This is a genomic window from Flavobacterium anseongense, from assembly GCF_021608185.1.
Taxonomy (GTDB): domain Bacteria; phylum Bacteroidota; class Bacteroidia; order Flavobacteriales; family Flavobacteriaceae; genus Flavobacterium; species Flavobacterium anseongense.
Genome location: NZ_JAKIHN010000006.1, coordinates 126,235 through 149,325 on the forward strand (window position 1 = coordinate 126,235; position 23,091 = coordinate 149,325).

14 protein-coding genes and 1 tRNA gene are annotated in these 23,091 nt (G+C 35.5%); 7 read left to right on the forward strand and 8 right to left on the reverse strand.

What is annotated here, in order from left to right; genetic code table 11:
• Positions 1 to 373: 373 nt before the first annotated feature.
• The 3 genes from L1S35_RS09970 (at position 374) to L1S35_RS09980 (ending at position 5,645) form a co-directional block, all read left to right on the forward strand.
• The gene (locus L1S35_RS09970; protein WP_236400218.1) at positions 374 to 2,560 is read left to right on the forward strand and encodes a B12-binding domain-containing radical SAM protein; all 2,187 of its coding nucleotides are present in this window, start codon (positions 374 to 376) and stop codon (positions 2,558 to 2,560) included.
• Positions 2,561 to 2,674: 114 nt separating this feature from the next.
• Positions 2,675 to 4,783: an ATP-binding protein gene (locus tag L1S35_RS09975; protein WP_236400221.1), complete on the forward strand. Its 2,109-nt coding sequence runs from the start codon at positions 2,675 to 2,677 to the stop codon at positions 4,781 to 4,783.
• Positions 4,773 to 5,645 carry a TorF family putative porin gene (locus L1S35_RS09980; protein WP_236400224.1) on the forward strand — a complete coding sequence of 291 codons (873 nt, stop codon included), beginning with the start codon at positions 4,773 to 4,775 and terminating at the stop codon, positions 5,643 to 5,645. Before L1S35_RS09975 ends, L1S35_RS09980 begins: the two co-directional genes overlap by 11 nt.
• Here L1S35_RS09980 and rimO read toward each other — a convergent pair.
• The 3 genes from rimO to L1S35_RS13320 all read right to left on the reverse strand — a co-directional run bounded on the left by rimO (position 5,642) and on the right by L1S35_RS13320 (position 9,638).
• Positions 5,642 to 6,943 carry a 30S ribosomal protein S12 methylthiotransferase RimO gene (gene rimO, locus L1S35_RS09985; RefSeq protein WP_236400226.1) on the reverse strand — a complete coding sequence of 434 codons (1,302 nt, stop codon included), beginning with the start codon at positions 6,941 to 6,943 and terminating at the stop codon, positions 5,642 to 5,644. The genes L1S35_RS09980 and rimO overlap by 4 nt on opposite strands.
• 117 nt (positions 6,944 to 7,060) lie before the next feature.
• The gene (locus tag L1S35_RS09990) at positions 7,061 to 8,611 is read right to left on the reverse strand and encodes an OmpP1/FadL family transporter (protein WP_236400228.1); all 1,551 of its coding nucleotides are present in this window, start codon (positions 8,609 to 8,611) and stop codon (positions 7,061 to 7,063) included.
• 73 nt (positions 8,612 to 8,684) lie between these two features.
• Complete coding sequence (locus L1S35_RS13320; RefSeq protein WP_305070386.1) at positions 8,685 to 9,638, reverse strand: hypothetical protein; 954 nt, start codon at positions 9,636 to 9,638, stop codon at positions 8,685 to 8,687.
• A gap of 100 nt (positions 9,639 to 9,738) precedes the next feature.
• Between L1S35_RS13320 and proS the strand changes: the two genes are divergently transcribed.
• The 3 genes from proS (at position 9,739) to rpsT (ending at position 11,773) form a co-directional block, all read left to right on the forward strand.
• Positions 9,739 to 11,217: a proline--tRNA ligase gene (gene proS, locus L1S35_RS10000; protein WP_236400229.1), complete on the forward strand. Its 1,479-nt coding sequence runs from the start codon at positions 9,739 to 9,741 to the stop codon at positions 11,215 to 11,217.
• A gap of 78 nt (positions 11,218 to 11,295) precedes the next feature.
• Positions 11,296 to 11,367: transfer RNA gene (locus L1S35_RS10005), tRNA-Glu, on the forward strand.
• A gap of 154 nt (positions 11,368 to 11,521) precedes the next feature.
• Positions 11,522 to 11,773 (forward strand): 30S ribosomal protein S20, encoded by a 252-nt coding sequence (gene rpsT, locus L1S35_RS10010; RefSeq protein WP_236400231.1) that lies wholly within the window; start codon positions 11,522 to 11,524, stop codon positions 11,771 to 11,773.
• 51 nt (positions 11,774 to 11,824) lie between these two features.
• Here the strand turns inward: rpsT and L1S35_RS10015 are convergent, their stop codons facing one another.
• Both L1S35_RS10015 and L1S35_RS10020 read right to left on the reverse strand, forming a co-directional pair.
• Positions 11,825 to 12,235, reverse strand: a complete 411-nt coding sequence (locus L1S35_RS10015) for a response regulator (protein WP_236400235.1) — start codon at positions 12,233 to 12,235, stop codon at positions 11,825 to 11,827.
• Between the two features lie 7 nt (positions 12,236 to 12,242).
• Positions 12,243 to 13,964 carry a PAS domain-containing sensor histidine kinase gene (locus tag L1S35_RS10020; protein WP_236400237.1) on the reverse strand — a complete coding sequence of 574 codons (1,722 nt, stop codon included), beginning with the start codon at positions 13,962 to 13,964 and terminating at the stop codon, positions 12,243 to 12,245.
• Between the two features lie 162 nt (positions 13,965 to 14,126).
• On the opposite strand from L1S35_RS10020, the gene typA reads away from it, so the two are divergent.
• Positions 14,127 to 15,923 carry a translational GTPase TypA gene (typA, locus tag L1S35_RS10025; protein WP_236400239.1) on the forward strand — a complete coding sequence of 599 codons (1,797 nt, stop codon included), beginning with the start codon at positions 14,127 to 14,129 and terminating at the stop codon, positions 15,921 to 15,923.
• Positions 15,924 to 16,083: 160 nt separating this feature from the next.
• Here the strand turns inward: typA and L1S35_RS10030 are convergent, their stop codons facing one another.
• The 3 genes from L1S35_RS10030 to L1S35_RS10040 form a co-directional block, all read right to left on the reverse strand.
• Entirely contained in the window at positions 16,084 to 16,995 is a 912-nt protein-coding gene (locus L1S35_RS10030) for an alpha/beta hydrolase (RefSeq protein WP_236400242.1), read from the reverse strand.
• Positions 16,996 to 17,002: 7 nt separating this feature from the next.
• Complete coding sequence (locus L1S35_RS10035; protein WP_236400244.1) at positions 17,003 to 22,123, reverse strand: FIDD domain-containing protein; 5,121 nt, start codon at positions 22,121 to 22,123, stop codon at positions 17,003 to 17,005.
• A 131-nt stretch (positions 22,124 to 22,254) separates the two neighbouring features.
• Complete coding sequence (locus tag L1S35_RS10040; RefSeq protein WP_236400246.1) at positions 22,255 to 23,091, reverse strand: ABC transporter permease; 837 nt, start codon at positions 23,089 to 23,091, stop codon at positions 22,255 to 22,257.

The following is a 23,091-nucleotide window of genomic DNA, read 5'->3' on the forward strand; positions in this document are numbered from 1 at the left end:
GTTCGTGGCTAATTGTAGTTGAGTTTTTTTTTATAATTATTTTAAAGATAATCAAAATTCAATTTAGTACTTTCCGGTTAAAAAAATAAATTAGCCATTGCGAAAAACCGTTGTCAGCAAAAGTTCTTTAAATTTAAATTGGAAATTATGATTGCTAATCAAAAACTTAATAATGTTCCAATAAGTATTAGATTTCTAAATATAAAAAAAATCGTTTAAAAAGGATAATTTTATAGAATTCGTCTAAAAGTACGAATGGGTTGTAATTTCTGTTGACTTGTATACATCCACTATATTTTAGCACTTATAACCTCTAAAATATAATTCTTTTTTATAAAAAATATAAAGTATTTTTGTTTGTCAATACGTCATAATGAAAGACCTACTGTTACTCACACCGCCTTTTACACAGCTCAACACACCGTATCCGGCAACAGCCTATTTAAAAGGTTTTTTAAATACCAAAAACATACCTGCCTTTCAAATAGATTTGGGTATTGAAGTGATTTTAGAATTGTTCTCAAAAGAAGGATTAACTTCGATCTTCTCAACCGACAACCGACAACTGACAACCGAGAACCTCCAACGAATCTATTCCTTACGCCAAGACTATATCAATACTATCGATTCAGTTATTACTTTTCTACAAGGGAAAAATCAAACACTGGCGCGACAAATCTGTGCCGGAAACTTTCTTCCAGAAGCTTCCCGTTTTGAGCAGTTAGACGATATGGAATATGCTTTCGGTTCGATGGGAATGCAGGACAAAGCCAAGCATTTGGCAACCTTATATCTCGAAGACTTATCCGATTATATAAAAGAAGTAGTTGATGAAAATTTTGGCTTTAGTCGTTATGCAGAGCGATTGGGCAGAAGTGCCAATTCATTTGACGAAATGTACAGTCATCTGCAAAATGAACTGACGTATATAGATAAAATTTCATTGCAAATTTTGGAAGAAAGACTGAAAGAAGTCCAGCCCAAATTGGTATTGATTTCGGTTCCGTTTCCGGGAAATTTATACAGTGCTTTTCGTTGTGCGCAATTCATAAAAAAACAGTTTCCTGAAATAAAAACTGCCATGGGCGGTGGTTTCCCAAATACAGAACTCCGCGATTTAAAAGACAAGCGCGTTTTCGAACTCTTCGATTTTATCACCTTGGATGATGGCGAATTGCCTGTGGAATTACTTCACTACAATATTTGTCACGCTGAGCCTGTCGAAGCGCTTTATAAGCGAACTTTCCTCCTCGAAAACAACGAAGTAATCTATAAAAACAATTCCACCAAGCCCGACTACAAACAAAGCGAAGTCGGCACACCCGATTATTCCGATTTGCTTTTAGACGACTATATTTCGGTTATCGAAATCGCTAATCCGATGCACAGTTTGTGGAGCGATGGACGTTGGAACAAGCTCACGATGGCGCATGGCTGCTATTGGGGAAAATGTACGTTTTGTGATATTTCATTAGATTATATAAAACTCTACGAACCCATAGCGGCGAAGACTTTGGTTGACCGTATGGAAGAAGTCATTGCCCAAACCGGAGAAAACGGTTTTCATTTTGTAGATGAAGCAGCCCCGCCGGCATTGATGCGCGAAGTGGCGTTGGAAATACTTCGCCGCAAACTAACCGTTTCGTGGTGGACAAACATTCGGTTTGAAAAAAGCTTTACGGCCGATTTGTGTTTGCTTTTTAAAGCATCGGGTTGCATTGCCGTTTCGGGCGGATTGGAAGTTGCTTCAGACAGATTATTGGAACTAATCCAAAAAGGAGTAACGGTAGAACAGGTTGCGCAGGTTACACGAAACTTCACCGAAGCCGGAATCATGGTACATGCGTATCTGATGTATGGTTATCCAACACAAACGATTCAGGAAACAGTTGACAGTTTAGAAATGGTACGCCAAATGTTTGAACTTGGAATTCTGCAATCGGGTTTTTGGCATCAGTTTGCCATGACAGCGCACAGTCCGGTTGGAATGTTTCCTGAGGAATTTGGCGTAATTCCCGAAATGAATGAGATAACTTTTGCCAACAATGATATACAGTTTAAAGACAAAACCGGAATCAATCACGATAAATTTAGCTTTGGACTAAAGAAATCCTTGTTCAATTTTATGCACGGAATCTGTTTTGAATATGAATTGCAGGACTGGTTCGATTTTAAAATTCCGAATACAACAATTCCTTCCGATTATATTGTTTCCTGTCTGGAAAATGAAAATCCTTTTGCGGCAAAACCTTCTGCAAAAATCATCTGGATAGGAGGAACTCCTCTAACGGAGACTTTTACAAAATCTAAAAAAAGTGATACTTGGGAAATGATGAAACTGACCTTTCATGACAAAAGAGAAACTGTTGAAGTTTCATTAGAAAAGGACAAAGCGGAATGGCTTATAAGTACCCTAAAATTGCTTGCTATTTCAAATCAGAAAATAACCACTTTTTCACAACTCAAAACCAGTTTTGAAAACCAGTTTGAAGATTTTGAGTTGTTTTGGTATTCAAAACCCTTGAATTCACTGAGAGAATTTGGTTTATTGGTAATTTAATTTTTTTATTAAATTCTTAATAACTTGTTAATTGTTTTTGTAAATCGCATCATTATCTCTGTTTTTTTGCTCTATTTTTAATGACTAAACAAAAGTCAATTTGCTGAGATAATTATGACAGTTAAAAAAACATTTCCAAAAATACTTTGGTTAATATTTTCTTCCAGTATATTTTTTATTTTATTATATTTTGCTTTATTCTATTATACCAAAAAGGCTGAAAAACAGGTCTATAAAGATACTGTTGAGCAGTTTGATAAACGAATAGATGAGCTGATACATTTGGAGTCAAAACCTATATTAGTTTCTATAAATAATGACACGAATTGGGATGAGTTTGTTGATTTTACTATTACAAAAGATAAGAATTGGTTCATAGAAACTATTGGAAATGAATTAGATATTTATAATGCGGATTATTTAGGTGCCTATGGTGCCGATAAGAACTTTATCATTAGAGTTCCAACACCAAAAATAAAGACCATCGATTTCATTCCGAAAGATGAGATGGAATTACTGAATAAAGTCGGGATAAATAAATTCTACATGAAAATTCCCGAAGGAGTAGTAGAAGTAACAGGTGCGGCCATTCACCCTTCTGATGATCCGTTGAAGAAAAAAACTAAAGCATCAGGTTATTTTTTTGTAGTGAGACTCATAGATACTAGCTTTATTAAAGATCTGGATAAGGCGACTATGGCAACTACAGCATTTTTAGAAACTAATCAAAGTTTACCAAAAGAAAAGAACAAAATTCATTCTGTTTATAAACTAAGAGATTATAAAAACAATGAAATAGGAGCGTTGGTTTTTAAAAGGGATTTTGATGTTTATTTCGAAAATATAACAAACATAATGTACGTCATTATTTTGTTTTTTATTATTAATCTTATCGTTAATTTAATCTATACCCGAAAACTGGTTTATTATCCATTGGATTTGGTTCGAAGAGCCTTAGAATCGGGAAACAGAAAGGCTATCAAAGAATTGAAAAATACTACTGGTGAGTTTAGTCACATTGGAAACCTATTCGAAGAAAACAGCAATCAAAAAATTGAGCTAATTAAAGCAAAGATAAAAGCTGAAGAAGGCGACCGATTGAAGTCGTCCTTTTTAGCCAACTTGTCACATGAGATTCGAACTCCTATGAACGCTATTAATGGTTTTACGGAATTACTTCTCAATACAGGAACCACAGAGGCAGAAAAACTCGAATATCTAAATGTAATTGAAAAGAGCGGAAAAAATTTGGTTGGTATTATTGATGATTTGATTGAAATGTCTAAAATTGATTCGAATCAGCTTACGCCGAATTTAACCGTAGTCAATTTAGAATCCTGCATTAATGAATTATACGAAACGGTTAAGATTACGATTAAAAACAAAGACATTGACTTTAAGTTGATACAACCCAAAAGGCCTGCGAAGTTCAATATCATAACTGATGATATTAAATTGAAACAGGTTATAATCAATTTGTTGACCAATGCGCTCAAATTTACAGAACGAGGTTCGGTTACTTTTGGATTTGAAATTGATGAAGAAAACGAGCTAATCAATTTTACCGTAAAAGACACCGGATTAGGGATTGATGAAGACAATCATAAAAATATTTTTGACCGATTCAAGCGTGTTGATAGTGATATTTCGATTAAAGTTGGTGGCTTGGGCTTGGGACTTGCAATTTCAAAAGCGTATGTCGATTTACTTGGAGGAACAATTTCTTTGGATTCAAAAGTTGGCGAAGGTTCTACGTTTTATTTTTCAATTCCGTTGAAATATTCAGTAGTAGAGCACATCACAGTAAAACAAATCAATAATGTTGAAATTCAAAAATCAGAAGGAGAAACCATTTTGATTGCTGAAGATGATAACATCAACTTCTTGTTGTTCCAAAAAATGATGCAGAACAAAAATTACAAAATCATCAGAGCTATAAATGGACAGGAAGCGGTTGACATCTGCCTCAATACGCCAAATATTGATTTGGTTTTGATGGATATTAAAATGCCAATAATGACCGGTTTTGAAGCCATGGAACAAATCAGACCAATGCGTCCAAATCTCCCAATAATAGCGCAGACAGCCTATTCGTCATCAGAAGATAAGATAAAAATTGAAGAAGCAGGATTCAACGGTTATCTAACAAAACCATTGAATAGAGAACATTTGTTTGAAATGATAAATACCTATCTGGATAAAGAAAATTATAATGAAATTTAAGCTGTCGGTTTTTTATATATTGTTTGTTTCAACCTCTATTTTATCTCAGGAAAACCAAACGCAAGTTGATTCGCTAAGCGTTGAAAAAGAGAAGAAGCTATCATTAAATATTGATATTGTCAGTCGATATCTGTGGCGTGGACAATGTTGGGGCGGAGATTATATTGCGGTGCAACCTACCATAGAATATGAGATTTCGCCAAAGTTAGCATTCGGTTTTTGGGCGACAACTAATTTTCAAAGTGATTATTTTTATCCGGATGGTGAGACAGCATACAAAGGTTATCAAGAGATTGATTTTTATGCAACGTATCAGATAAACGACTTTTTGCAGTTGCAGGTTTGGGATTATTATTGGCCATCGGTAGAAAAAGTGGAAGGCGTTGATAACGGTTTCTTGAACTATGGAAAAGATGGAGTGAAAACTGTCGATGCCATGTTGTATTTTGATTTTTCGGAAGGATACAAATATCCGTTTAATGCTACGATAAGTATGCTTGTTGCCGGAAATGATTTCCGTTATGACAGCAACGGAGAAAACGCAAAGCAAAACTATACAACCTATCTTGAGTTGGGTTATACTTTTACACTGTTTGAAAAATCAACTTATAAAGCCATACAGGGAATAACACTTGACCCAGTTATTGGCGCAGTTTTGAATAACAAAGCAGCTTATTACAGTTATGCAGATTATGACAAGGTTTCGATTTGCAATTTGGGAATCAAGGCTACCAAAGAAATTGATTTAGGAAAAGGAATTACAATGCCATTGTCTTTGAATTACGTTCATAATGGAGCAACACAGAATACGGAAGCCTTTGGTAAAAATTTTGTTATAGCCGGAATCAGTTTTAGCTATTAAGCGGGTTCGCCATAAAGATCAAACTCGGTTGCATCAATAATCTTCACATTGACAAATTCACCCGTTTTCACATAGAATTTAGATGCGTCAATTAGGACTTCATTATCCACATCCGGACTGTCAAATTCGGTTCTTCCGATAAAATACTGACCTTCTTTTCTATCTATAATGCATTTGAAAGTTTGTCCTACTTTTTCCTGATTTAAATCCCATGAAATCTGTGATTGTAAATCCATTATTTCGGCAGCACGCGCTTGTTTTACTTCTTCGGGAACATCATCTTCCAATAAATAAGCATGGGTGTTTTCTTCGTGAGAATAGGTAAAGCAACCCAAACGTTCAAATTTCATTTCCTGAACCCAGTCACGCATGATTTCAAAATCTTCCTGAGTTTCGCCCGGATAACCAACGATTAAAGTAGTTCTGATAGTCATTCCCGGAACGGCAGCACGGAAGTCTTTTAATAGTTTAGTCGTTTTTTCTTTGGTTGTTCCACGACGCATCGATTTCAAAATGTTATCTGAAATATGCTGTAGCGGAATATCTATATAATTACAGATTTTTGGTTCGCGTTTCATCAAATCCAAAACGTCCATTGGGAAACCTGTTGGGAAAGCATAATGCAAACGAATCCATTCGATACCATCTACTTTTACTAAGTTTTCTAACAACTCGGCAAGGTTTCTTTTTTTGTATAAATCCAAACCGTAATAAGTCAAATCCTGAGCGATAAGAATCAATTCTTTTACACCGTTTTTGGCTAACCCTTCGGCTTCTTTTACCAATTTCTCAATTGATTGCGAAACGTGTTTGCCACGCATAATCGGAATCGCGCAAAAGCTGCATGGTCGATCGCAACCTTCGGCAATCTTTAGGTAAGCATAGTTTTTTGGAGTAGTGGTTAAACGTTCACCCAATAATTCGTGTTTATAATCGGCACCAAGCGCTTTTAATAAAAGTGGTAAATCGGTTGTGCCAAAATATTGGTCGACGTTTGGGATTTCTTTTTCTAAATCGGGACGATATCTCTCGGACAAACATCCGGTAACGAAAACCTTATCTACGATGCCATTTTCTTTTTTATCAACGTACTCCAGAATAGTATTAACCGATTCTTCTTTGGCATTATTAATAAAACCGCATGTATTGATTACTACAATATTACCTTCCTGTTCGTGCACCACATCTTTTCCGCTGGCTTTTAATTGCCCCATTAAAACCTCACTGTCGTAAGTGTTTTTGGAACATCCAAGTGTGATAACGTTGATTTTGTTTTTCTTTAATGACTTAGTTCTCATAAACTTAATTTCGATTATTTAGAAGGCGTGCAAAATTACGTTTTTTATTTCGAATTAAATGGTTAAAATAAAAAACCACCTCGAATGAAGTGGTTTATTGATTTTGTTTTGTCAAAATTAGAAGTTAACAGAGTAACTAATAATGATGTTGTTATTGTATCTGCTTATTCTTGCCGGGTCAGGCTGACCGGAAGAAATTAATGGCTGATTCATATTTCTGTGTTCATAAGAATACGCCAGGTCTATTTTGCTTTCACCAAAACTATAACCTACACCGGCAGAATATCCGGTTAAATCGCCAAAAGTTTGGTCAACTTTATATGGACTTTGATCAAAATGATAACCGCCTCGTAGAGAAACTTGTTTGATTTTATATTCGCCTCCAACTCTGACTTCAACAGCATTTTCTAAATTATTTTTCATAAATTGATTTAAACCGGCATATGGATATTCATTTTTTGGTTTGAATCGGGTAGTGCTATAATCTTTAGTTGACACATCTACGCTCACTATTCCTTTCTTGCCAAAAAGATATGCCATGCTTCCTGTCCATTTTGAAGGTGTTTGTATTTTGTATGGCGCATAAACATTTATAATGTCAGGATCGGCAACGTAGGTATTTGAAACAGAGTTAGTACTATAATCCGAGTCAACATATTGTGCTAGTTCATCTGTCAATCGGTACCAAGTTGGAGATTCATAGGCTAAACCTACTCGGAATTGCGGAACTATTTTAACTATAGCGCCAAGATTAAATGAAAAACCTGAACCATAGGTGTGAAGTTGATTGTCAAATCGGATATAAGACACTCCGTTTGCAGCCAAACCGTCATTTTGCTCACGTAAAGATGTTGTTCTTACATAGTCTGTAAAATGCGCATTGATATTCAGCCCCAAAAACAAAATATCCTTGTATTGTGTAGCAAAGTTTCCTGTAATCTTGCCATTGTATCCTGTTGAAGTGTAATAATTTTGCTGTGAATAATTAGCCGCAGGCACATTACTGTTGTATGTGTTTGGTGAATTAGAATCAAATAAATAGGTTGTATATCCTAAAAATGCCTGTTGTGCCTGAAAACCACTTACATTAGGATAGCTGGCATCGGGCAGTGTGCCTAAATAATCATACAACTCATAAAAAGTTTCACCAGGTTGTAATGTCAATAATTCCAATGGAATTCCGCCATTAGCGTTTGCCTGATTTACAAAATAATTCCCAATAGAATTATACTGATTTGTTCCGGCAGAAAAGATACTATTGTTAAAGTTGTTTGTATTTTCATAATTGAAAGCTATAGCAATTTTTTTCCAATTGCTTTTTCCACTGGTATCATTAAATACAAAAACAACTCCAGCCTGATTTAAGTCTAATGAACTATCATTATCTTTTGTTCTTGTGCCGTTGTATAATGAGCTGTTTTTAGTGTTGTTAATACTTGCTGTTGCTGTTGCATAATTGTTATTGAAGAATAACGAACCAGCCGGATTCTGGTTTAAAGCAGATAGATCTCCACCTACAGCTCCAAAAGCACCACCCATTCCTCTAAAGCGTGCAGAACCTGTTATGTTTTCTACGGCGTATCTAAGGGCATCTTCCGGTGTTGTTTCTTGAGCTTTTAATGCTGAAAAAGTTAATACGGCAATGATAATAGTAATGTGTTTTTTCATAGTATTTTTATTTTTTAGTCAAAAAAATATCTATGCAATTTGTTAAATTACATAGATATTTTTGTTTTGTTTTTTATCTTCTTCCGCCTCCTGAAGATGATCTTCCGCCACCGCTGCTTCCACCTCCGTAACTTCCGCCGCCATAACTTCCTCCACCATATGAAGAAGATGATCTGGTAGAACTTGGAGTATAGGATCGAACAGGAGCTGATTCACTTGCACTGCTTCTTGTTGGTTGTGAAGAATTATAACTTCTTGTAGGTTGTGAAGTGTTGTTACTTCTTGTTGTAGTGTAATTATCGTTTCTAAAAGTACTGTTTGAAGATCTTGTGGTGTAATTTCTGGTACCTGGAGCTGTAGAATAGCTTCTTCCGTTTGTGTAATATGAATTTCTGGTACCGTTTCTGGTGCCATATCTATTCCCATTTGAGGAGTAAGCATAACCAGAACCTCTTCTGCCACCATTATAATAATAGTTGTTATAATGATTTCCGTACCAATTATTATAATAGCCGCCCCAATAACCTCCATACCAATTACCCCAGCCTAAATTCCAACCAATGCCCCAACTCGGACCATACCAACTATTCCAACCCCAACCCCAACTTGGACCATACCAGTTATTCCAACCCCAGTAATTTCCGTACCAGTAATTATTCCAATAACCATAACCCCAATTGCTGTCATAAACATTTACGGTTACGCTTTGTGGATTATTTCCCCAACTCGAATTATTTGAATTATAATTTTCTGTCCTAATACTATCGTTATTTACAGTGCTGTAATTGTCAATATTGGTAAATGCTTGGGAATCTTTATTTAAATCGCTAAAGTATTCTTGGTATTTATTGCTTTGAGAATTGTCTTTATTTGAAACTTCTCTCTTGTTTTGAGAGTTTCCGTAAACGCCATCATTATCATAATAAGAACTATTCTGATAGGAACCACATGAGGAAACTACAACTGCGATTAATCCAAATAGTGAATAAATGGATAATCTTTTACCGGAAAAATAATAAGTTTTCATATCTATAGCATTTTTATTGTTGGACTATACAAAAATAGTTAGTTTTGCCGAACTATTTAGTTAAAATTAGTTAAACAATTTTTATGCCAAAGTATTCAATATGAGCAAGGAGTTAACAAAAAGAGCAGAAGATTATTCAAAGTGGTATAACGAGCTAGTTGTCAAGGCCGATTTGGCCGAAAACTCTGGTGTTAGAGGTTGTATGGTTATCAAACCATACGGCTATGCTATATGGGAAAAAATGCAGGCAGAATTAGACAGAATGTTCAAAGAAACCGGACATAGTAATGCCTATTTCCCTCTTTTTGTGCCCAAAAGTATGTTTGAAGCTGAAGAAAAGAATGCAGAAGGATTTGCTAAAGAATGTGCGATTGTTACTCACTACAGATTAAAAAACGATCCTGATAAACCAGGAAAATTAATGGTTGACCCAAATGCTAAATTGGAAGAAGAGCTCATTGTTCGTCCAACCAGTGAGGCGATTATTTGGTCTACTTATAAAAATTGGGTTCAGTCATACAGAGATTTACCATTGCTTATTAATCAATGGGCTAATGTGGTGCGATGGGAAATGAGAACCAGATTATTTCTTAGAACGGCTGAGTTCTTATGGCAGGAAGGACATACAGCTCATGCTACTAAGGCAGAAGCTATCGAAGAATCTGAAAAAATGATGCATGTCTATGCTGATTTTGTCGAAAACTTTATGGCAATTCCGGTAATCAAAGGATTGAAAACCGAAACAGAGCGTTTTGCCGGAGCAGAAGAAACCTATTGCATAGAAGCTTTAATGCAGGACGGAAAAGCATTGCAGGCAGGAACGTCACATTTTCTTGGACAAAATTTCGCTAAAGCTTTTGATGTAAAGTTTGCCAACCAGGAAGGAAAACAAGAACATGTTTGGGGAACATCATGGGGAGTTTCTACCCGTTTAATGGGAGCTTTAGTGATGACGCATTCGGATGATAATGGGTTGGTATTGCCACCAAATTTGGCTCCGATTCAAGTGGTAATTGTTCCAATTTTTAAAACAGATGAAGAGTTTGATGCTATTTCAGCTGTTGCCAATGATTTAGTAGCTCAATTCAAAAAATTAAGAATTTCAGTTAAGTTTGATAACAGAACTACACAAAAACCTGGATTTAAATTTGCCGAATGGGAATTAAAAGGTGTTCCGGTTCGAATTGCTGTTGGACCAAAAGATTTAGAAAACGGAACTTTTGAAATTGCAAGAAGAGATACTTTGTCCAAAGAAGTAAAATCAAAAGAAGGAATCGTAAACTACATTTCAGATTTATTAGAGCAAATACAAAGTGATTTATTTAATCGCGCTTTGGACTACAGAAATACACATGTGACTGAAGTAAATACTTTTGAAGAATTCAAAGATGTTTTGGAAAATAAAACAGGCTTTATCGCTGCGCATTGGGATGGAACTCCGGAAACGGAGGAAAAAATTAAAGATTTAACCAAAGCAACTATCCGTTGTATACCATTAAACCGAGTAGAAGAGGAAGGAAAGTGTATTTTTTCCGGAGCTAAATCTACTGGTAGAGTGTTGTTTGCAAAGGCTTATTAAAAAAATATAGAAAAAAATTATCCAGTCTCTTGCGAAAATAAAAAATAGTTGTATTTTTGCATCCGCATTGAGAAAGATGGCCCGTTCGTCTATCGGTTAGGACGCCAGGTTTTCATCCTGGTAAGAGGGGTTCGATTCCCCTACGGGCTACAAATTAGTTGTAAATTAGTTTTATAAAACAAAAGTTCAGTGTCTCGAAATTTTGTTTTATTAGTTAAAACCAAAGTGATTATTTTAATTGTGGGAGGTTTTTCTTTTTTAACTAGTATTTTATTAATTACAATTAAATTTAAATTACAAGAAAATGGCAAATCATAAGTCAGCTTTAAAAAGAATTAGAAGTAACGAAAAGAAAAGAGTATTAAACAGATACCAACACAAAACTACTCGTAATGCAATCAAAGCATTAAGATTAGCTACAGATAAATCAGATGCTTCTGCAAAATTATCTGCTGTTGTTTCTATGATAGACAAATTAGCTAAGAAAAATATCATTCATGATAACAAAGCAGCTAACTTGAAATCTAAGTTAACTAAACACGTTTCAAAACTATAATTGAAACTACCAGAATAAAAAAAAGCACTCAATTTTGGGTGCTTTTTTTATTTATGGAAATTGAGTTTTTAAATTTTCTAACATCTCTTTGGTTATTGGTTTTGATAAAAAACCTATAACAGGATAAGTCTTAGATCTATTTATGTCATAAGGGTCAATAGAGGAAGAAAGAACAATGAATCGGGTTGAAGTAAATATGTTATCATAATCTTTACGCATATACGTTTCCAAAAATTCCCATCCATCCATTACGGGCATGTTTAAATCTAAAAGCACCAACTTAGGGTATACAATTGCATCGTTGACTTTGCTTTCTTCAAATAAAGTATCGAAGTATTCAATTGCTTCTACACCATTTTCAGCCGTAATTATTTCTTTGGCAAATTCAACCCTCTCAACCACTTTTTTACAAAGCATGAGCGTAATCGGGTCATCATCTACACAGAGTATTTTATCTAACATAAATTACTTAATTATACTTAAAAACAATTGTAAAAGTAGTTCCTTTTCCGACAGTACTCGCGACTGAAATAGTTCCGCCCATACTTTCAACTTGTGATTTAACTAAATATAACCCTAATCCTTTACTGTCAGGGTAATTGTGGAATCGTTGGTATAATCCAAAAATCTTATCCATATTCTTTTCTAAATCTATACCAATTCCGTTGTCTTTGAATGTTATGATTAAGTTGTCGTCAACGACTTTTGTTGCAATAGTAACTCGTAATTGTCTATTCGGGTCACGGTACTTTATTGCATTCGTTAGTAAATTTAGAAAAATACTTTCTAAATACGACTTGTTTATATCTAAAATAGTGACGTCTTCTAAATCAATTTTTAGAATTGGTTTGTTGACACTAATAAGAAAACTCAACTGATTAAAAACATTTTCGAAAACATCTTTAATCAATACTTTTTCTTTTTGTATCGAAGGATTGTCTTTGATTATGATTACCTTAACTAAATCGTTTATCGTTTCATTTAGCAAATGCGTTGATTTTGAAAATCCGTTGATTATTTCTTTTAGTTCAGGATCTTCAATAGTAATGTCTTCAATAAGGTTCAGCAATCCGGTTAAATTGGATAATGGCGCTCTCAAATTATGCGAAGTAATATAGGAGAACTGTTTTAAGTCCTTATTATTTTGTGTCAATTCTCTAATAAGCTGTTCTCTTTCTTTTTCCTTTTCTTTCTCTTCGGTTACATCTCTTTGAATTGAAATCCAGTGCGAATGTTCTCCTTCTTTATCAGTTACAGGAATCATCGAAAAGTTAATCCAAAACTCTTCACCAGTCTTTTTGTAACTAATCGTTTCAACAAAACATTCTTTATATTCCTGAATGGCTGTTTTGAGTTTGTCAAATTCTAAAATATCCGATTTTTTTCCAAAGAACATCTCAGGCGATTTTCCAATAACTTCTTCGGCAGGATAACCTGTCATATCAGTAAAAGCAGAGTTGACAAATATAATATTCGGAATAGCATTTTTTGAAGTGTCAATATCCGTAATCATAACGGCATCTTTGGTTTGAGTAATTACCGTTTCCAGGAGTCGAAGTCGTTGTTCTTCTTCTTTTTGTTTAGTTACATCCTGAATGGCTCCAATCATTCTGATAGGTTTTCCACTGGCATCTTTAACCAAAAAACCTCTATCAAAAACATATTTATAACTACCGTCAGCACATTGAAATCGGTATTCATCCTGCCATTTCTCCGTTTTTTGTTCCAGAAATGAATACAGTTTAACCGACATTTTTAAACTGTCTTCGGGATGAATCCGGTCAAACCACCATTTCGATGTTTTACCTACATCCTCTTTCTTGTATCCAAAAACTCCCTGAATTCCTTTATTCCAAATAAAACTGTCGTCTTCCATTTTCCAATCCCAAATGGTATCACTGGTCGCTTTGGCAACAATGTCATATCGCTCGTTTGATTCTTTGATTTCAATATTGGTAAGCTGTAGTTTCTCAAAAACCGATTTATTCCTCATTTCATTCTGATGCAAAATGAATTTCAGAATTAACCCGGAAAAAACAATGTAGAGTAAATCTTTTAAGTAATCGTATCTGAATATGGATTCATTATCCGAAGCTGAAAAATAAGAGACAAATAACTTATGGCCAATTATCGCCATAAACATTAATATAAGGACATAAATTAATGTGATTCTATTTGAATTATTTTTCATTACTCCAAATATATAGAATTTCAAATAAGTTTAAAAATTTAACCGAAAACTTATTAAGGATTTTATAAACCCAACTTCCTTTTTTATTAAAAAGTAAACTAATTGGTTATTGGTTTTTTATCTGAAAATAAAGTGTACCTTTGCACCTTCAAAAAAACACAGATGGAATCTATTAGAAACATTGCTATTATTGCTCACGTTGACCACGGAAAAACAACTTTGGTTGATAAAATTATGTATCACTGTCAACTATTTCGTGAAAACGAAAATACAGGCGATTTAATTCTTGATAACAACGATTTAGAGCGAGAAAGAGGAATTACCATTACTTCTAAAAACGTTTCGGTTGTTTACAAAGGAACCAAAATTAATATTATTGATACTCCGGGTCACGCCGATTTTGGTGGTGAAGTAGAACGTGTATTGAATATGGCTGACGGAGTTTGTCTTTTAGTAGATGCTTTCGAAGGTCCAATGCCACAAACACGTTTCGTGTTGCAAAAAGCAATCGACTTAGGTTTGAAACCATGTGTAGTTATCAATAAAGTAGATAAAGAAAACTGCACTCCGGAAGAAGTGCACGAAAAAGTTTTTGATCTAATGTTCGAATTAGGAGCTGAAGAATGGCAGTTGGATTTCCCAACCGTGTATGGTTCAGCAAAACAAAACTGGATGTCAGATGACTTCAGAAATGTAACCACAAACATCGAACCTTTATTAGATATGGTTGTCGAACATGTTCCGGCACCAAAAGTTTCTGAAGGTACACCTCAAATGTTAATCACATCATTAGACTTCTCTTCATTCACCGGTCGTATCGCGATTGGTCGTTTGGAAAGAGGCGAATTAAAAGAAGGAATGCCAATTTCTTTGGTAAAAAGAGATGGCAAAATCATAAAATCAAGAATTAAGGAATTACACACTTTTGAAGGTCTTGGCCGTAAAAAAGTAGAAAGCGTAATTGCAGGAGATATTTGTGCTATCGTTGGAATCGAAGGATTTGAAATTGGTGATACTGTTGCCGATTTCGAAAATCCTGAAGCATTGCAGACCATCGCAATCGACGAACCAACAATGAGTATGTTATTTACCATTAACGACTCACCATTCTTTGGTAAAGAAGGAAAGTTTGTAACATCGCGTCACATTAGAGACAGACTGACAAAAGAGCTCGAAAAAAACCTGGCAATGAAAGTAGGTGACACTGATTCAGCGGATAAATTTATGGTTTTCGGTCGTGGCGTTCTTCACTTATCGGTTTTAATTGAAACCATGAGAAGAGAAGGTTACGAATTGCAAATCGGACAGCCACAAGTAATCATCAAAGAAGTTGACGGCGTTAAATGTGAGCCAATCGAAGAATTAACAATCGATTTACCGGAGCATTTATCAGGAAGAGCAGTCGAGTTCGTTTCGGTTCGTAAAGGAGAAATGCTTTCTATGGAAGGAAAAGGCGAGCGTATGATTGTAAAATTCAATATTCCGTCACGTGGAATAATCGGATTGAGAAATCAATTGCTTACGGCTACAGCAGGTGAAGCTATCATGGCACACCGATTCATTGGTTATGAACCATACAAAGGAGATATCCCGGGAAGAAACAACGGTTCGTTAATCTCTATGGAAAACGGAAAAGCAATCCCATATTCTATCGATAAATTACAAGACAGAGGTAAATTCTTTGTCGATCCAAACGAAGATATCTACGAAGGTCAGGTTATCGGCGAAAACACACGTTCCGATGATATGACGGTAAACGTTACCAAAACTAAAAAACTGTCAAACGTACGTTCGTCAGGTGCTGACGATAAAGCGAGAATCATTCCGGCTATCAAATTCTCCTTAGAGGAAGCATTAGAATACATCCAAAAAGATGAATACGTAGAGGTTACGCCAAAGTCGCTTCGTCTGCGTAAAATCTACCTGAACGAAAACGACAGAAAACGTTTTAAAATCTAAATAAAAAGAAACCCTTTCAGTAATGAGAGGGTTTTTTATTAGGATTTATTCTGAATTTATTTCAGAAGCTGTTTCCGGCTTTCCGTTCTATCTTTTATACCTTTCAGGTTTTTAAAAACCTGAAAGGTATAAAAGGATGCCACTGCAATCCGGGCTAGGGCTATTTCTTCAATAGAAACTCTAACGGAATATTCAACCGTTCCTTCCAGGCATTTTCAGAATGATCCTTTCCGGGAAAGAATTTGGTTATCCAGTTTGTTGCTGTAAATCCCTTTTCATACATGATATAATCAACCATTTTCTGTAAAGATGGATATAAAGCATCCAAAGTCTGGTCGCCAAAGTCAAAGTAAATTTTGTGATTTTTCGGATTTGGCAAATGATTTTTTAAATAGTCACAAAATGAAGCCGGCACCGGATTATTGTCAATTTGGTAAATTCCCGACCAATGTGTCGAAAGACAGGCAGCACCACTAAAAACTTCAGGATATTCACAAATGGCATACATCGATATCAATCCACCCATACTCGAACCGGCGATAAAAGTATTCGCTACATCCGTTTTGGTCGAAAAGGTTTTGTCTATAAAAGGCTTTAATTCGGTAACAATAAACTTTAAATAGTTATCAGAAACAGGATGAAAGGCAACATCAATTTTTCCTTTAGACAAATATTCATTCGAAACAAATTCCTGTTTTTCGGCACTAAGTTGTTCAAAAGCTTTCTGCGGAAAATATTCAGCATGGCGTTTTATACCGTTATTCCAAATGCCAACTACAATAAACTTCTGGGTTTTATTTTCTGCAATTAATTTTCCGGCTGCATCATCAACATCCCAAGCCTGTTTGTTCCAGGTTTGGTCAGCATCATAAAGCGCTTGTCCGTCGTGCATGTAAAGAACAGCATATTTTTCTTTAGGTGAATAACCATCAGGCAACCAAATATCTACATTTCGGGCATCGACATATTGTGATTTGAAATTTGGTAAACGCTCAATTTTTCCTGAGTTAACTTTTATTTCCTGAGCACTTGAAACCATTCCAATAAATATAAAAAAAGCAGCTATTTTCATAATTGTATTATCGTTTTAAAGTAAAATGACCTTTGGCACTTCTTCCGTCTTCAAATTTGATATTATACCAATAATCATCCGCAGGCATAGCGTGGCCGTTAAATGTTCCATCCCAACCTAAACCGGTTGTACCGATTTGTTTTAATAATTTTCCAAAACGATCAAAGATATAAATCGTAGAACGGTAATTAAATTGGGCACTAACTCCTTTTACATTCCAATAATCATTATAGCCATCACCATTTGGTGTAAAATAATGCGGAACGCCAAGAACGGCTACAGCAACTGGTCCAACCGAACCGCAACCGTTTTTGTCCCGAACATAAATTTCGTGAAGTCCCATTGGTACATTCTCAAAGAAATTGCTGTCGCGATAAGGTCCGTTGACATCATCAAGCGCAAATTCATAATCACCTGAGCCGGTTACGTTAACAGTTATTGTGTTAATCTCGGCCAAATCGACCACATCAATAGATTGAATGCTGGCGATTTCTGAACCGGTAACCGTAATTACTCTGGTTTTGGTGCAACCATAAATATTGGTAACATCAACACTATAAGTTCCGGGTGTACTTACTAATAGCGTTGGACTTGTAATACCATTCGATACATTATTGACATACCATTGAAACTGATAGTCAGATGTTGGCGAGCCATCGAGAATTCCGGCGTCAATCAAAGCTTGTGTTGCCGGTAGACAGATGATAATATCTTCCTCTAAATCGATTTTTGGAGTTGGATAAACAATAAATGGTAAGGTTAGTTGCGCTGTACATGCTGTATTGATAGGATTTTCAACAACGACTCTTACATTTTGTGTCCCAGTTGTAAAAGGATTTGGCAACGGACTCGGCAACGGATTATTATTTTCATCAAAATAATACACATTTAAACCGGTTTGACTTCCAAGAATCGTAGATTGAAATGTTGAAGTGTCAAAATCGTGTAATCCGTTTTGGTCAACAGGATTAAGCTCTTCATCACAAATTGAAGTTAGATTCGTAGAAACTGCAAATGCCTCAGGTAAATCATCCACAATGAACTCTAGCGTTTCATCATCAAAACAAGGTTGTCCTCCGGTTTGCGTGCTATTGTTTTCTACTCTGATAGTAATAATTTCCGAACCGTTTACGTAGAATGGATTTGGTAATGGAGTCGAAAGTTGGACACCGCTAGCTCTAAAATACTTTACATTTACACCTGTTTGACCATTCAAAACAGCAGCCTGAATTGCCGATGTATCAAAGCCATAAATTCCATCCTGATTGTCATCACAATGGCGAAGAATATTTAGTGCATTAACCGGATGGGCAGTTGGCAAAGCTTCTACAACAACATTGAAAGTTTTAAATCCGTAACACGAATTATCTAAAGTGCTTTCAACACGAACCCAAATCGTTTGCGAATTTGGAAAACCAATATTTCTATAATTTGTTGTATTGGTTATTGCCAATGAATTTCCTGAAGCATCTGTTTCGGCAAGGAAATCGGCTTCGGTTTTATAATATTGGATACTGTAATTAGCGCTTGGACCTGGTAGAAAAGCCAGTAAATTATTGGTAATGCTGGTGAAATTATATGGGCCCGAAATTCCGTCTCTGTCATCATTAACGGCATCCAAATAATCATCACATAAATATTGGTTTGGAACAACATAACTTGCCGGAATTTGCGTTACCGAAACCAGTAAATCAATTCGGGCAACTCTAAAACAGCCATCGCTGTTTTCAACTCTTGCATAAACACTGCTGCTTCCGGTTGTGTAAGCTATTGGATTTGCAATTAAAAATGTATTGTTTTGTGTATTTGCAGCGGCAAGTGTTGTATAAAAAGTAAAGGTTTCATTCAAATAGTTAGCTGAAATAACATCGTTTTTTTGCGTCAGATTGAAAGTTGAAATGCCATCTGTATCATCATCGCACTGTTTTAAAGAGATTGGTGTTGTAATGACTGGCAAAGGATAAGTTGTAAGTAAAGCCGAATTAGAATATAACCCGCAGGCATTTCCGTTTTTCATTAAGAAAACACGATAAAGATAACCAACCATTGATGGTGTTACATTCGAAACTGTCAATGCATTTGTACTTGCACCAGCATAGGTAGCATTGTTAAAAATAAGTGACCAGGTAGCTCCACTATCGGTTGAAACCTGCCACTGATAAGTGGATACGGTATTCGTAGTGATAGTAAAGGTTACGCTTTGTAATTCGCAGGCCGTACGGTTTTGCGGTTGTGTGTTAATTACAATTGGTGCAGCGGTTATATAATCCGGATTTGGATTTCCGTAACCAATTCCGCTAGTTACCACCCCGTTGTTATTAATTGTTGGAGGCGTTGTTCCTCCCAATAAGCCATCAGTGTTGCTGTCTAAATAACCGGCTTCGATTACGTCATTACATAAATCGTTATCACTATCTAGTTCAATGGCATTATAAATTCCGTCAGCATCTGTGTCGGCAAGAACATAAATTGGTTTAATGATTCCGCTATCAGCAGCAGTTTCTAATGCATTAAATAATCCGTTGCTACCAAAATTGCCACCATCTATTACACCATTACTATCAGCATCTGTAACACTAAATCCGGCTTCGTCTAAATCGTGAATTCCATCATTGTCTGAATCTAAATCTAAATAATTCAGAATTCCGTCACCATCAGTGTCAGCCAGAACGATTCCACTACCAAAAACATCGTCAATTCCGTCTCCATTAACATCAACATTCGAGAGTGCTATACTACTTTGAGCTTGCGCTTCGTATAAATCGGCAATCGAATCATTGTCACTGTCATAATCGTTTTGATCTGCAACCCCATCAGCGTCGGAATCTTTTGGAATACAAGTAGCAATTAATCGCAATGCAACTCTACTCGTGCTTGAGTCAGAAAGATTGATATTGGTTATGATAATCGAATTTATCAAATTTCCTCTGATAGAAAAAGTCCCTGTTCCTGCGGCCAAAGAAACACTGCTATTCAATCGGAATCGGATTTCAAAAGAAGAATATTCTGTGATGCCGCTTTCAAAAATTCCATCATAATTGGTATCAATCAATAGTTCATTGTTTGGATTTAAAACAGTCAATGTTTTATTTACCGGACATGTTATTCTGATTTCTGTTGAAGCAGTAAATAAATCAGTAGTATTGGCAACGGTTGCATATTCGATAGCTAAACTTATAGGTGAGGTAAAATTTGATACGGTATAACTCACCGAGTTTTCTTTTCCTTGAGCTGCTTCTGTTACAAAATTTCCAGCGGCATCACCAACAATAGGAGTAGTAGAAGGTATTGCTGTTCCCGAAAAACTAATTGCTCCGGTATAAGAATTACTATAACTGCCGGCTACAGCAATTGTCCCTACGGTTGTATTTGTCAAATCAAAATTTTGATTACCAAATGATTCAATACAATTTGTAATTCCGTCATTATCATTATCAAGATCAGCATTATCATTAACACCATCATTATCACTGTCATTTGGGCAAGAGCTAACAGGAATATTATCAGAATCTTTTGGAGTGGTACAACCTGCTATTGTGGCTGAAACATAATAATATCCCGGACCAAGACCTGCCGGAGTATTTAAAGGTTGGTAGGTATTATTTGTTGCGCCCGGAATAAGACTTCCATTAAAATACCATTGAAAGACATCAAAAGGGCTTAGTGAATTTACACTTAAAATTGAGTTTGGAATACAACCCAATTGAGTTACATCTACTTCGTTAAAGGATATTTCGGGTTTGAAAGTAAAACCAGAATAATACCCGCCAAAGGTTGCGGCTTGTTCAGAGCCATAAGCAGCTAAATATAATTCACCTGTTGAATAAACAGAAACATTACCAGTTAAGCCAGTCAGGACATAGGTTTCATAATTTGCATTTCCGGTCACGGTTAATGGTCCAACTACATTAACTCCAATTCCGGCCAAACCTGCCAAAGTGTAGTTTGTACCATTAATGATAAAATTGAGAGTAGCACCGGTAGTTGTAACTAAAGTTACTCTTCCTGTAAACTGACGAGTACCAACAAAATCAATAAATGGAATATTGTCAATTACCCTTGGAGTTTGACAACTTAATGGAGGTACAAAAAACAGTTCCTGATTTCTTTGATCTACAGCACTACCATCGCCAACACTTTGATAGGCAAAAATTTTATGGGTTGAACTAACATATAAGTTTCCATTGGCAGAATAATCAGCTCCTGTTAATGCTAAATATTCACCGGCAAGGATATTATAAACAGGTGCAGAGCCGTTTAATGTTATCTGAGTGTCTTCATCAGCTACCAAAAGAATTTTTTCTACTGCGTCAATTCCGGTGCTTTTTATAAAAATATAATCATTAGTAATCAATCGTTCTGCAGGAACTATTTGATCAAAACCTAAATCAAGATTTCCTGTGGCATTGGTTCCACCAAAAGAACCGCAGTTTACCGCAATTGGCTTATCTGCTAATACCAAAGAACCAATTAACCCATTCCTATTGGCATCATTTGGACCTTGAACCGCCATGACATAACTTTCGCCTCTGTTTAAAACGATGCTGTAAGGGTTGCTGCCTGTTCCGCTATTAATTAATTGCACTCCGGTTCTAATGCCACTAAAATTGACAGTTGTGTTATTCTCCGTTGCTAAAACAGTAACAAAAGTATAATGAATTTCAGAATAACCAGGTACTAAATTATTTTCAAAGGCTCCAATTCGGAAGCGAAGTCCCAGTGAAGCCAAACCTTTTGAAACTAATTCTCCAGCTTGATTACCACTTACGTCAGTAACTCTGGCAGAGACATAAACTAAATCATCAGCTTCAACAATATATCCTTTATTGTTTAAAACAGAACTTACTAAACTCGGGTCAACACTCAATTGAGTACCACTGCCAAAACCAACACTATATACATAAGGAACATTTCTGGAAACAGTTCCTGTGATTACATTACCTCCAATTTCTATAATCCTGAAATTGACCGGATTTATGTTTGGTGTTGAGATGTATAAAAATTGTTCATCAGGAGTTACATTTGACGAGCAGGAAAGTGCCGGGATATAATGGGTTTTACTAAATTGTGAAAAACAATTCAACGAAAAAAGTAAAACAAAAAGCAAATAGTAGGACTTCATTTTCATTCGCTAAAATTAGCAAATAAATAAGAAAACATAAAAAGAACTTAGTCTATTTATGTTTTCTTTAAGAATTGATTTTTTCCGCTGCGCTCCAAACAATTCGGCTTTGCCTCGGGTAATGATTGAAAATTGAACTATAAATCTCTTTTTTTGATGATTTTGTAGGATAGAAAAACAAATAAACCTGACCAAATCAAAACGATTAGAATGGAACTGAAATGGACGCTATAATCTTTCATATTTGTTTCACCAACAGCGGTTTGAATATTTTTTATAACACTCAATCGTGTAAACGGTTCCACAATTAAATTGCTCATAGACTCTAATGGAAAGAATTGAGTGATTTGTGACGCTGTATCACTTTTTGGAAAAATTTTGAAGGTTAAAAGTCCATTAGCGATGCCTTCAATAATATTCCATACAAAAAGGAATCCTATCGCAAAAGCGGAACGTTTTACTAAAACTCCCAAAAACAAACAGAAAGAGAAAAAACCAACCAGTTTAACAAAGTAGCCAAGTAAATAGTCCATTTCAGAAAACACAATGCCCAACTCAGTATAAGAAGAAAAGCTAAAGCCTAAAATCAAAGACATTATAAAAACAAAAACTGTGGAGACAAAAGCAAAAAGAACAACGGTCAGGAATTTGGAAAGTACAAATTCTTTTTTGCTCATTCCGTCAATGAGGTTTTGTTTTAATGTGCCGTAACTATATTCATTGGCCATCATCGACACTATTACAATGGCTAAAAAGAATTTAAGAATTGCCGCAATGTAAGTATTGAAATGCCAGATAAAAGGAAAATTAAAAATTCCCATTTCGGCAAAATGCAATTGGAAATTTCCAATTTTAATATTAATCGAAGCTATCAGTGCGATAAACGACAATATCACAAAATAGCTTATTGTTAAAACTCTGCTGGCGCGATTTTTCCAGATTTTTTGTAATTCTATGGCGAGTAATCTTTTCAT